This is a genomic window from Pelobacter propionicus DSM 2379 (assembly GCF_000015045.1).
In the GTDB taxonomy this organism is placed as follows: Bacteria; Desulfobacterota; Desulfuromonadia; order Geobacterales; family Pseudopelobacteraceae; genus Pseudopelobacter; species Pseudopelobacter propionicus.
This window is the reverse complement of record NC_008609.1, coordinates 903,790-916,543: the sequence shown is the minus strand read 5'-3', so window position 1 is coordinate 916,543 and position 12,754 is coordinate 903,790. Positions and strand designations below refer to the sequence as shown.

The 12,754-nt window shown below is 62.3% G+C and carries 11 protein-coding genes; 10 read left to right on the top strand and 1 reads right to left on the bottom strand.

The features are described from left to right. Positions 1-12: 12 nt before the first annotated feature. The 5 genes from PPRO_RS04270 (at position 13) to PPRO_RS04250 (ending at position 7,355) form a co-directional block, all read left to right on the top strand. The gene (locus tag PPRO_RS04270) at positions 13-2,346 is read left to right on the top strand and encodes a cobyric acid synthase (protein WP_011734811.1); all 2,334 of its coding nucleotides are present in this window, start codon (positions 13-15) and stop codon (positions 2,344-2,346) included. Then, positions 2,333-3,304 carry an adenosylcobinamide-phosphate synthase CbiB gene (gene cbiB / locus PPRO_RS04265; protein ID WP_011734810.1) on the top strand — a complete coding sequence of 324 codons (972 nt, stop codon included), beginning with the start codon at positions 2,333-2,335 and terminating at the stop codon, positions 3,302-3,304. The genes PPRO_RS04270 and cbiB overlap by 14 nt, the downstream gene beginning before the upstream one ends. Then, positions 3,288-4,364: a threonine-phosphate decarboxylase CobD gene (gene cobD / locus PPRO_RS04260; protein ID WP_011734809.1), complete on the top strand. Its 1,077-nt coding sequence runs from the start codon at positions 3,288-3,290 to the stop codon at positions 4,362-4,364. Before cbiB ends, cobD begins: the two co-directional genes overlap by 17 nt. A 468-nt stretch (positions 4,365-4,832) precedes the next feature. After that, entirely contained in the window at positions 4,833-5,762 is a 930-nt protein-coding gene (locus PPRO_RS04255; RefSeq protein WP_011734808.1) for a cation diffusion facilitator family transporter, read from the top strand. Positions 5,763-5,897: 135 nt separating this feature from the next. Beyond that, positions 5,898-7,355, top strand: a complete 1,458-nt coding sequence (locus PPRO_RS04250; RefSeq protein WP_011734807.1) for a cytochrome c family protein — start codon at positions 5,898-5,900, stop codon at positions 7,353-7,355. 66 nt (positions 7,356-7,421) lie between these two features. On the opposite strand, the gene PPRO_RS04245 is transcribed toward PPRO_RS04250, so the two are convergent. Continuing rightward, positions 7,422-8,246 (bottom strand): ADP-ribose pyrophosphatase, encoded by an 825-nt coding sequence (locus PPRO_RS04245; RefSeq protein WP_011734806.1) that lies wholly within the window; start codon positions 8,244-8,246, stop codon positions 7,422-7,424. 237 nt (positions 8,247-8,483) lie between these two features. Between PPRO_RS04245 and PPRO_RS04240 the strand changes: the two genes are divergently transcribed. From PPRO_RS04240 to PPRO_RS04220, 5 genes are all read left to right on the top strand, one after another. Then, positions 8,484-9,611 (top strand): XdhC family aldehyde oxidoreductase maturation factor, encoded by a 1,128-nt coding sequence (locus PPRO_RS04240; RefSeq protein WP_011734805.1) that lies wholly within the window; start codon positions 8,484-8,486, stop codon positions 9,609-9,611. Further along, the gene (locus tag PPRO_RS04235) at positions 9,608-10,222 is read left to right on the top strand and encodes a class I SAM-dependent DNA methyltransferase (protein WP_011734804.1); all 615 of its coding nucleotides are present in this window, start codon (positions 9,608-9,610) and stop codon (positions 10,220-10,222) included. The genes PPRO_RS04240 and PPRO_RS04235 overlap by 4 nt, the downstream gene beginning before the upstream one ends. Positions 10,223-10,283: 61 nt before the next feature. Beyond that, positions 10,284-10,667, top strand: coding sequence for an ArsR/SmtB family transcription factor (locus PPRO_RS04230; protein WP_011734803.1), 384 nt, complete (start codon positions 10,284-10,286; stop codon positions 10,665-10,667). Positions 10,668-10,855: 188 nt separating this feature from the next. Further along, positions 10,856-11,086: a thioredoxin family protein gene (locus tag PPRO_RS04225; RefSeq protein ID WP_011734802.1), complete on the top strand. Its 231-nt coding sequence runs from the start codon at positions 10,856-10,858 to the stop codon at positions 11,084-11,086. A 299-nt stretch (positions 11,087-11,385) separates the two neighbouring features. Next, positions 11,386-12,744, top strand: a complete 1,359-nt coding sequence (locus PPRO_RS04220; protein ID WP_011733975.1) for an IS1182 family transposase — start codon at positions 11,386-11,388, stop codon at positions 12,742-12,744. The last annotated feature ends 10 nt before the right edge of the window (positions 12,745-12,754 follow it).

Sequence of the window (12,754 nt, the reverse complement as noted above, 5' to 3'; positions counted from 1 at the left end):
AGAAGGAACAGCATGGCATCACTCTATATTATTGGTAGCGGTCCCGGGGCCGTTGAACACCTCACCGACGCCGCACGACAGGCCATTGCCGCGTCAACGGTCATCGTCGGTTACGACAACTATATCGAGCAGATCAGGTCGCTCATCCAGGACAGGCAGACCGTCGCCACCGGAATGATGCGCGAGGTTGAGCGCTGCCGCGAGGCCATCCACAGGGCACGCCAAGGAGAGACTGTCTGCCTGGTCTCGGGTGGCGACGCAGGCATTTACGGCATGGCAGGACTGGTATTCGAACTACTGGAAAGCGAGACAACTGCGGATGCCGCGGCACCCCAGCCGGACGTACGGGTCATCCCCGGCATCTCGGCCGTCCAGGCGGCGGCATCGGTCCTGGGCGCCCCGCTGATGCACGACTTCTCGGTCATCTCCCTCTCCGACCTGCTAACCCCCTGGGAGCTGATCCGCTGCAGACTGGAAGCCGCGGCACGGGCGGACTTCGTCATCGCCCTCTACAACCCGCGCAGCAAGAGCCGCGTCACCCAGATCGAAGAGGCGGCCAGGATCATCCTGGCCTCCCGCCCACCCGAGACGCCTGCCGGCATCGTCCGCAACGCCTGCCGACATGACCAGAACGCCACGGTCACCACCCTGGGAGAACTGCTGAGCCACGACATCGACATGTCCACCATCGTGATCATCGGCAATGCCAGTAGCTTCATCGACAGCCGGGGCCGCATGGTGACGCCGCGCGGCTATGCCCGCAAGTACGTCGACGCAGCCTCACCGCTGACGGCAACGCCACCGGACGGGCCGCTCCCCGACGGACGGGCGCTGATGTTCTGCGGCACCGCATCGGATGTGGGCAAATCCATCCTCACCGCCGGCTTCTGCCGTTCCCTGATCAGACGCGGCCTGACCGTGGCCCCCTTCAAGTCCCAGAACATGTCCAACAACTCCTTCGTCACCGCCGAGGGGGGCGAGGTGGGGCGCGCCCAGGCCATGCAGGCCCAGGCCTGCAACATCCCGCCCCACACCGACATGAATCCGGTGCTGCTCAAGCCCAACTCCGACACCGGCAGCCAGGTCGTCGTGCAGGGACGGCCGGTGGCCAACATGAACGTACGGGAATACGACAGCTACAAGCCCCAGGCTCTGGAGAGAATCAGAGAGAGCTTCCAGAACCTGCGCCAGGCCTACGAATTCATCGTCCTGGAGGGGGCCGGCAGCATCTCCGAGATCAACCTCAAGGACAACGACATCGCCAACCTTAAGATCGCCCTGATGGCCCGCTGCCCGGTGATCCTGGTGGCCGACATCGACCGGGGCGGCGTGTTCGCCCAGATCGCCGGCACCCTGGACCTGCTGGACCCCCTGGAGCGGTACTACATCAAGGGGGTGATCATCAACAAGTTCCGCGGCGACGCTTCAATCCTGACCCCGGGCATCGACTTCATCCAGGAGCGCACCGGCGTGCCGGTGCTGGGGGTGCTCCCCTGGCTGTCCGAACTCTGCCTGCCGGCCGAGGACAGCGTCATCCTCAGCCAGGAGGCCAAAATGGCGGCCCAGAAGGATGGCCGACAGATCAGGATCGGCATCATCCGACTGCCGCGCATTTCCAACTTCACCGATTTCGACCAGCTGCATGCCGAAGCAGATGTGATCCTGAGTTACGTCCGCAAGCCGGAACAGCTGGAGGAACTGGACGTCCTGATCATCCCGGGGAGCAAATCCACCATCGGAGACCTGCTCTTCCTCAAAGAAGAGGGACTCCTCGATGCCATCGCCGCCTTCAGGGGGCGGATCATCGGCATCTGCGGGGGCTACCAGATGCTGGGTCAACGGGTACTGGACCCCCAGCGGGTGGAATCGTCCCTGCCCGAGGCCGAGGGTTTAGCCCTGCTGCCGGTGGAGACTACCATGCTGTTGGACAAGGAGACCCACCAGGCCTGGGCACGCCTGGAACAGCCGGGACGGGCCATCGCCCCCGATTGCGACGGCGAGCTCAGCGGATACGAGATTCACATGGGAAGAACGGATTACCTCCATACCCCCCGTCCCTTTGCCCGCATCTTCCGGCGCGGTGACAGCGACGTGGATATCCAGGACGGTTGCGTCTCGCAAGGCGGCCGGGTCTTCGGCACCTATCTGCACGGCATCTTCGACAACGCCCGCTTCCGGGACAGCTATCTGAACGCAATCAGGAGCGAAAAGGGGATGCCGCTGCAACGGGAGGAGACTCGCCAGCCTGTCAGCGACCCCTTCGACCTGCTCTCCTGCCACATGGAGCGGCATCTGGACATGCCGAAGCTGCTGGAAATCTGCGGACTGCCCCGTGATCCAGCCTGACCCCACCGTCCTGGCCCTGGCGCTGCTGCTGGACCTGTGCCTGGGTGATCCGCGCTGGCTGCCCCACCCGGTGGTGATGATCGGACGCCTGATCACCTTCCTGGAGACACTGCTGCGCAGATGCATGGCCAACGAGCGCATTGCCGGTGTGCTGCTGCTGGCCCTGACCGTTACCTCTGCCGCCTCGGTCACCTGGCTGATGGTGTGGGGCTCGGCCCGACTGCACGCCTTGGCGGGGCTCATGGTTGCCGCCCTGCTCAGCTCCACCTGCCTGGCGGCGCGTTCCCTGCAGCGCGAGTCATGCCTGGTGGCCGATGCCCTCGACGCCGGCGACATTGCCAGCGCACGCGTCAAACTCTCCTACATCGTCGGCCGCGACACCGTTGATCTGGATGAAGAGGAGATCTGGCGCGCCCTGATCGAAACCGTGGCCGAAAACACCACCGACGGCATCATCGCTCCCCTGTTCTGGCTGGCCCTGGGGGGACCGGTGGCCGGCATGGCCTTCAAGGCGGTCAGCACCCTGGACTCCATGGTGGGCTACAAAAACGAGCGCTACCTGCGCCTCGGGTGGGCCTCGGCCCGCATGGACGACCTGGTGAACTACATCCCGGCCCGCCTGACCGCCCTGCTGATGGTCATGGTCGCGCCGCTGATCGGCCTCTCCCAGGCTAACGCGGCCAGCATAGCCCTGCGGGACCGGCTGAACCACCCCTCACCCAACAGCGCCCACCCCGAGTCGGCTGCGGCCGGCGCCCTGGGAATACGCTTGGGAGGGCCATCCACCTACGGCGGCCTGCTGTCGGTCAAGCAGTTCATCGGCGACCCGCTGCGCAGCATAGACGGCCAGGCCTATCGCGGCATGATCAGACTGATGTACGCCACCACCCTTGCCATGGCCGTCATCTCCCTGGCAACGGCCGCACTCCTGAGAGGTATCCATGTCACACAGCTATGAGCACGGCGGCAACCTGTTTTCCCTGGCCCGCCAGCGCGGCTTTTCCCCCGCCGATTCCATCGACTTCTCGGCCAGCATCAACCCGCTGGGCATCTCCCCCCGGGTCAGGGAGGCCATCACCCAGGCGCTGGACAGCCTGGTGCACTACCCGGACAACGATTGCGGCGAGCTGAGGCAGACCCTCTCCCAGGTCCACGGTGTCCCGCCGGAGTACTTCGCCATCGCCAACGGCTCCACTGAGACCATCTACAACCTGCCTTCCCTGCTGCCGGGCAAGAGCGCCCTGATCGTCTCCCCCTCCTTCAGCGAATACGCCTATGCCCTGTTGCAGCACCACTGCGAGGTGCGTCACCTGATCCTCTCGCCAAGCGACAACTTCTCCCTGGATTTGGGTACATTGGCCAATGCACTGGCCGAGGATTACGACGCCCTCTACCTGTGCAACCCGGGCAACCCCAGCGGCACCCTCTACCCGCGGGAACTGGTGGAGCAGGTCTACGCCCTCTGTAAGGACACGGACACTTTCCTGGTGCTGGACGAGGCCTTCATGGATTTCTGCGAGCAGGCCTCGGCCAAAGATATCATCATCGCCTCGGATCATGGCATCGTGCTGCGCTCCATGACCAAGTTCTACGGCATACCCGGCCTGCGGCTGGGATACGCCATGGCCGCGCCATCCCTGATCGAACGCCTGACCTCCATGGGCGGCCCCTGGAGCGTCAACACCCTGGCCCAGGTGGCTGGCATAGCCGCCCTGAATGACGGGGAATATGCCCGACGCTCCGTGGAGTATGTCACCGAACTGCGCCAGGCACTCGGCCAGGCGCTCTCCGACTTCCCCCAACTCACCGTCTACCCCTCCAGCGCCAACTTCCTGCTGGTGGAGTTGGACGCCACCATCACCTCCAGTGAGCTGAAAGAGCGGCTGGTGGAAAAGCAGATCCTGATCCGCGACTGCAGCAGCTTCGCTGGTCTCTCCAACCGCTTCTTCCGCGTGGCCGTGCGCACGGAAGCGGAAAACGCTCGTCTGCTGGAATGCCTGGGCGAAATCCTCGCCTAACCGCATCACATGCCGCACACGAAAAAGGGGCGCCCCGCTGGCGCCCCTTTTTTCATTTCTGTCCCCCCTACAACATGAAGTGTTCCACCAGCCGCCGCACCCCCTCGACATCGCCATGCAACGGCGCAGCCACCTCATAAACGTGTTTATTGAAAGGCGACGCCGACCAGCAGTGCCGCGATGATACGAATTGGGATTACGGGGAACTGCACAAGCAAGGGGCAAGGCGATGCGATGGGAATAACAATCGGAGAGACAAGAGGCTGGTGGGCCAAAGGGGCGCAAGACCGGTTTATGGTTTGCCTTCCGGGCTGGACGGCATTATCATGTCTGCACGATGAGTCCGGCCGGTGAGAGAACCATCGCCGGCAAATCCCCCCCAGCCCCCCTTTTCCAAAGGGGGGAGCGGTTGAATTCAGCCCAGCCGAAGATTGCTCACTGGAGGAAAAGCAGAGCAGAGAGGCAGCCATGACCGACCTTGACCAGAACATATCGCGACGCCTGCAGTTCGCCATCACCCTGACCGCCGTCACCCTGGTGGCGGAGATCATCGGCGGAATCTGGTCCAACTCCCTGGCGCTCCTCTCCGATGCGGGGCACGTGTTTCTGGACCTGTTCGCCCTGCTGCTCTCCCTGGGCGCCATACGGCTGGCCTCCCGGGCGCCCAGCGAACGGCACTCCTTTGGCCTGCACCGGGCCGAGGTGCTGGCCTCGTTGGTCAACGGCCTGACCGTGCTGCTCATGGCCATAGCCATCCTCTACGAGGGGGGCAAGCGGCTGATCGCGCCGGAAGAGGTCAAGACCGTTCCCATGCTGGTCATCGCCGTGGTGGGACTGGTGGCCAACCTGTTGGCTGCCCGGGGATTGCACGGACACGCCCACGACGACCTGAACGTGCGCAGCGCCTTCCTGCACGTCCTGGGGGACGCGGCAGCCTCGGTGGGGGTCATCGCCGGCGCGCTGCTGATGCGCCTCACCGGCTGGTACCTGGCCGACCCGATCATCTCCATCGCCATCGGCCTGCTGATTCTCTGTGGTGCCGGCCGGGTGCTGCGGGACTCGCTGCACATCCTGATGGAGGGGGTGCCGCGGGGACTGTCGGTGGAGAAGGTGGCTGAGCGGATACGGGAGATCGACGGCGTAAAGGACATCCACCACCTGAACATCTGGACGGTCTGTTCCCACATCATCGCCCTGTCGGTCCATGTGGAGGTACGTGAGGAATACACCGGACAACGGGGGGAACTGGTGCACGCCATCGAGCATGCCCTGCACCACGACTTCCACATCACCCACACCACCATCCAGCTGGAGTGCTCCACCTGCAACGGCGGGCCGCTGATCAAGCCCCTGCGCCACAGCGAACGCCACGCCGACTGCCAGGGGCATGGGCACTGACTGCCGGCCCACTCTTCTTCGCTGGTAGCGCATGCGAAGTGCCGCATGGGCTGACCGCCCGACGGCACGTCCCAAGAATCTGCTCCATTCATCGCCGAACCGTCCGACACAGTCCACGTTCGAAAGGAGTCCGTCATGCAGCGCATCATCCTCTATGGCCTGATGTTCCTCTTCGCCACGGCCGTCGTGGCAACCGCCGAAAACCGGGAACTGTTCCAGGTTGACCGGGAGTACTTCCCCTACTACCCCTCGCTCTTCAGATGGGAAAAATCCACCGCCCCCTTCACCGAACCGGAGACCTGCGCCGGCTGCCATGAGCAGCAGCACAGGGAGTGGAACGGCTCGGTGCACAGCCTGGCCCTGCGTGACCCGATCTACCAAGGGGAACTGAACAAGGGGGTGGCGGCGGTGGGGCACGACATCGCCCGCCAGTGCGAGGGGTGCCACTCGGCTGCCGGGATGGTGACCGGTGAGTTGAAGAAACCGGGGCTGGCCGGCCTCTCCCCCCTGGCCCGCGCCGGGGTCTCCTGCGATGTCTGTCACTCGGTCAGCGGAACCAGCCACACCAGAACACCCACCCGTGAGGCAGGAAACGGTTCGCTGATCCTGAACCCCGGCTATGACGGCAAGGAGGGACCGCAACTGGTCAAACGGGGACCCAACAGGCCGGATGGGGAATGCGGCGGCGGATTCCACGAGTGTCGCCAATCCCCGCTGCACGACCAGGCCGACCTGTGCGCCGGCTGCCACCAGGTCTATCACCACGACAAGCACTTCCCCCTCGAAGCCACCTACAACGAGTGGAAGCACAGCCCCTATGCCCAGCGCGGAATCCAGTGCCAGGACTGCCACATGGTGGAGAACGATACCTTCCTGAAGAGCGCCGACGACTTCAGGAAGCCGCAGCGCTCCCAGTACCGCCACTACTTCAACGGCACCAACTACCTGCTGGCCTGGCTGTCGGCCCAGGCCGCCACCAGGAACAATGACAAGGAGCAGGCCGAACGCCTGATGAAGCAATATGACATGGCGGTAAAACGGCTGCAGAGCGCAGCCGGCCTGGAGCTGATCCCCATCTACGACAACGGCCGGTTGCGGGAGCTGAAGATCAGGGTCTCCAACCTGCGCGCCGGCCACAACCTGCCCACCTCCCTCAGCAACATCCGCCAGATGTGGCTGGAGGTCAGCGCCAGGGACCAGAACAACCGGCTGGTCATGACCAGCGGTTCCCTGAAGGCGAACGGCTCCCTGTCGCCGGAGACCCGCATCTTCAACTCCGAGGGCATGGGCAGCGACTTCCACTTCTCCCACGACCCCTGGGTGATCACCGCCTTTTCCCGCCACGAGACTATACCGTCCCGCGGCTACCGGGAGGTGTACTACGGGGTTCCCTCCCTCAGGGGGATCACCACCCTGATCGTGGAGGCCAGGCTGCGCTACCGCACGGCTGACCAGCACGTGGCCGAGGCGCTGCTCTCCGCGGTGCCCGGGGACATCAACCTGGCCACAGAGTACGGCCTCACCTCCGTGCCGCCGCTACCGGTGGTGGACATGGCCAGCGTGCGCTCCACAGTGGCCATGCGTAAACGATGAACCGACATATCGGCAACTGAGATCTGCCTGCGTTCGTGGGGACGGGCGATCCCTGGTCCCAACGGATCACACCACGTGCAGGAGCGCCTGGACCAGCTGCCGGTCAGCCTCGCTCATTCCGGTCCTTCCCCCCTGGCAGAGCAGCTCCAGGGCCTTTTTGACCAGTACGCAGTGGCTGGCGTAGAGGCTGGCAATGGTTTCCGCCGTAAGCGGCAGCCAGCGCACGGCCCGGGCATCGCTCCCGGCCCGCGGCTCCAGTTGCTCCGCCATGTCCGGGTCGAGATGCAGATGTTTTGCCGTCGTCTCCATCCAGGCATGGTCCGTGTTCCTCGGGTCGTCCACATACCCCTGGTAGATAAATCTTGCCCGCTCCATATCCAGGCTAACGCCGGTCTCCTCCACAAGCTCCCGCGCCAGGGTGCGGGTGACCAGCTCCCCCCTGTCCACCATGCCCCCCGGAATGGCCCACTGGCCGTTGTCCCTGCGCTGGATGGCCAGCAGTTCCAGGCGATTCTCCCGGCGGTTGATGCGCGTGATGATCGGGTCGGCGGCGTAGTTGGGCCCCCACTTCCCCAAAAGCCCCCTCCCGGCCAGACCGGTCCTGCCGGCCGAGTTCAGAGCCCTTCCCCTTTCGTCATGGCGCAGCGCTCCGCACAGGCTCTCCTGCGGGGCATCTGCCGGGGAAAGCTGCTCCGGGTCGGCCCAGCCGGCCGGGTTGCGGGATGAGTCGTTCTCCAGCACCACCGGGGAGACGTAGTAGGGAGGATCGTACGCCGGATAGGCACTCTCCCAGCCGACCAGGTGGTCGGGCACGGGGAAGCGCTCCGGGTATTCCGCGGGCTTATCACGGCGCGCCTTGACATGGGGCGCGCTCTGTCCAGTTGTCGCCATAGACACCCTCCTGAAGGTAATTAGTGCATGCAGCAGCCGCACTATATGCCAAAGCAGGCAACCTCTCCAGTACAATAATCCCCCGCCCGGCGGTTCGCGTTTCACTCCGCCGCTCTCACCTTTTATACATAACGGAGACATTGACATCGGTTGCCGGCTCGGTGCATGATACGCGCTCCGGAGAGCCATCTCCAATAAAGTGCGTGCCTACCCCACTAACCAACGAGGTACCATCCAATGAAAAATTTCTACAGGGCCATGATTGAGTTGCTCAAAAACCGGGAAAGCTTCGCGGTCGCCACCATCTTCGACAAGACCGGTTCGGCTCCGCGCGCCGAAGGGGCCAAGATGATCGTCCGCAAAGACGGCTCGATCATCGGCACCATCGGCGGAGGACGCCTGGAAGCCAGCGCCATCGACCTTGCAAAGCAGTCGATTCCTTCGGGCAGGACGCTGATCCAGTCATTCAACCTGACCGGCAAGGATGCCTCCCTTTCTGACATGATCTGCGGCGGCTCGGGCGAGATCCTGGTGGATGTCATCGATGGGAAGAACGACGACAACCTGGATATCTATACGGAAGTTGCCAAGATAACAGAAAAAAACGGCAAGGGATGGCTGGTCACCCTGCTGGGGAAAAACAACGGCAGCGGCGGTGTGGAGCGCCAACAGTGTTTGGTGAAACCTGACAAGACCCTGGTCGGCACGGTAAGCTGCAGCCCGTACCTGCTGGAAAAGCTGGTGGCCGGCCCCGCAAAGATAACCCTGCATTCGGAAGCCTTCAATGAGCAGCGCTTCCTGGTGGAACCGCTGCGCCAGGGGGGGACTGTCTATCTGTTCGGCGCCGGACACGTCTCCCAGAAGGTAGCAGCCTTGAGCGAAAGCGTCGGCTTCAGGACAATCGTCCTGGATGACCGGGCCGAATTTGCCAACCAGGAGCGCTTTCCCGAACCGATAGAGACCATGGTGATCGATAATTTCAGGAAACTGCCCCAGCTGGGCATCGACGGTGACAGCTACCTGGTGATAGTCACCCGCGGTCACCTGTACGACAAGGACGTGCTGGAGCAACTGTTGAGAAGCGGCGCGGCCTACATCGGCATGATCGGCAGCCGCGGCAAGCGGGATCTGGTATACCAGGAGATCATCGGCCACGGCTTCACCCAGGAGGAGCTGGACAGGGTCTACTCCCCCATCGGCACAAATATCAGGGCGGAGACCCCCGAGGAGATCGCCATCAGCATCGTGGGCGAACTGGTCAGGGTCAGGGCGGAAAAGAACGACGGAGCCAGGAGGCAAGACAAGGGAAGCGACGCCCCCCCCTGCTGCCGCATCGAAGAGGGAAAAACGGGACAGAAGGCATGACGGAGCGCAGGGACTTTGATACGGCAGCGCAAACCTGGGACGAGAAACCGCAGCGGGTCAGGCTGGGGCGCGAAGTCGCCGCAGCCATGGCAGCGGCCCTGCCGCTCTCCCGCGAGTGGGATGCCATGGATTTCGGCTGCGGAACCGGCCTGGTGACGCTCAACCTGTCTCCCCTGCTGGGCAGCATGCTGGGGGTGGACAGCTCGGAAAAAATGGTGGAACAGTTCAACGCCAAAGCCGCCGAGCTGGGTTGCAGCACTGTCCGGGCGGTGCGCCTCGACCTGGAACAGGGAGAGCTGCCCGGCGGCCGCTACCACCTGATCACCTGCTCCATGACCATGCACCACATCCCGGACATTGTCCCGCTGCTGGCATCGCTGCGCAGCCTGCTGCATCCAGGCGGCCACGTGGCCATCACCGACCTTGAGGCCGAGGATGGCAGCTTCCATGGGGATCCTGTTGGCGTGTTTCACAACGGCTTCGAGCAAGAGCAGTTCGAGCAGATGCTGCGTCAGGCCGGCTTTACGGACATAAGCATTTCGACTGTCACGGAAATCGCCAAGGATGGACAGGTCTATCCGGTGTTTCTGGCCACCGCCATTACCCCCTGACAGGGTACTCCCGAGGCCCCGGGCTTGACCCGGCGGCCGATCCGTTTTATAAACAGTCACCATGCAACAGCTCGCCCAGACATTCAAATGCCTCTCCGACCCGATCCGCCTGCGTATCCTGATGCTGCTGCAGACGGAGGGGGAACTGTGCGTCTGCGACCTGATGGCGGTGCTGAAACTGCCCCAGTCCACGGTGTCGCGCCATCTGGCCTACCTGAAGCGCTCCGGCTGGCTGGATGACCGGCGCGACGGCGTCTGGATGCACTACACCATCAGCCGCGACATCAACCGGCTCTCCGCCGACCTGCTGGATCTTCTGAAGCGCCACTCCCCGGACAGCGACCAGATCTCCCGCGACCACGAGAGCCTTGTGAAATTCCAGACCCGAAAGGGGCAGAACGAGCCAGGTTGCGCAAAATGCAGCCACCCCGGACCAGGCGACTGAAACAGTAACCGGCAGGTAAAGGGCACCCCCATGGGGTGCCCTTTACTTCAGCGGTCATGCCAATCCCGTTACCGGTATTGCCGCGCCTGCTCCCCTTTGGGTCCGAAGCGGTCCTTCTATGAATCGGATCTGACGGGAACCGCAGAAACCAGAAACCGGAATCCAGCCTCAAGAAAGGGAGACGAGACATGAAGATCGAAGTGCTGGCAGGTTGTTGCACCACGGACACGACGCTCCTGGACGCGGTTCACGCAGCGGTCAGGGCCACGGGGGTCAAGGCGGATGTGATCAAGGTTGAGGAGGACATGGCGTCGATCATGCAGTATGGCGTGATGAGCACTCCGGCACTGGTCATCGACGGCAGGGTGGTATGTTCCGGCACGAGCCCCACGCCTGCGGAGATCCAGAAATATCTCTGAGAAACGGGTTTATGATGCAGGATGAATGACAAAAGGCGGCCATGGGGGCCGCCTTTTGTCATTTCCCACGCTGGAACAGCCTAACCCTCACCACGGAATCCCACCCCCGCGTTGACAGACAATTCATTCTCTGCTAGGAGTCTGTCGGGCTTAACGCATTCAGCCGTCATCTCCAGGGCGTTTTCAATTGGTTAACCTGCTGTATTTATTGAATAAGTCGTCAGCTTTAGCTTGCGTTTTCTTGGTGTATCCCGTATATTTGTCCGGTAATATCAACTGGTTAGGTATCGGGGTTGACTATGAAATCAAAGTTTATTGAAGTTGACCGGGAAACACCCTATCTGCTCCCGCCATCGCTGCAGGATTGGCTACCAGAAAAGCACTTGGCCCGGTTTGTGGTCGAAATTGTCGAACAGCTCGACCTGCGCTCTTTGAAAGCTACCTATGCCGGCCGAGGCTCGCAGCCCTATAACCCTGAGATGCTGGTAGCATTGTTGTTTTACGGTTATGCGACAGGCGTATTCTCCAGCCGGAAGCTTGAGCGCAGCACCTACGACTCCGTGGCATTCCGGTTCATAGCGGCAAACAGTCATCCTGACCACGATACCATTGCCACCTTCCGCCGGCGTTTTCTGCCGCAACTGAACAAGCTGTTTGCCCAGATTCTGCTGATCGCTCATCAGATGGAGGTGCTGAAACTGGGCAACGTTAGTTTGGATGGCAGCAAAATCAAGGCGAACGCCTCCAAGCACAAGGCGCTGAGCTATGAGCATGCCTGCAAGCTTGAAGAGCAGATCAAGGCTGAGGTTGGCGAACTGCTCAAAAAGGCCGAGGCAGCGGACCGTGCCGATATTCCGGACGGCATGAACATCCCCGAAGAACTGGAACGTCGGGAAAAGCGTCTTTCCGCCATTGCCGCAGCCAAGGTCGAGATCGAAAAACGAGCCGCTGAGCGCCATGCTCGTGAACAGGCCGCTTATGAGAAGAAAGTCGCCGAACGGGCCAAGAAGGAGCAGGCAACGGGCAAGAAGGCCAAGGGGAAAGAGCCGAAACCGCCCAAATCCGGCCCCACTGCCAAAGATCAGGTCAATCTGACCGATGAAGAGTCGCGGATCATGCCGACCTCCGGTGGCGGATTCGAGCAGACGTACAACGCCCAGGCCGGTGTGGATACGGCATCAAAGCTCATCGTTTCGGCCCATGTTACCCAGAATCCCAATGACAAACAGGAGCTGACACCGACCCTGGAGAACCTGGCGGCGCTGCCTGAGAAGCTTGGCAAGGCAACCGATCTGGTAGCTGACAGTGGCTACTTCAGCGAAACCAATGTAACTGCCTGTGAGGAGAACGGGATAACTCCCTACATTGCCGTAGACCGGCAGAGTCACAACGTGCCACTGATGGAGCGCTTTGCCGAACCGCCGCCGTTACCCGAAGATGCCGATTCCGTGGCCAGAATGAAGCATCGCCTGAAGACACCTTCCGGCAAGGCGATCTACGCCCAGCGAAAAGTCACCTCGGAACCGGTCTTCGGCATCATCAAGGCGGTCATGGGATTCAGAAGCTTTCTTCTTCGTGGCTTTGAAGCAGTAAAAGGCGAATGGAACCTCGTCTGCATGGCCTACAACATCAAACGGCTGCATGTCTTGGCCGGATAGAATGAGAAAT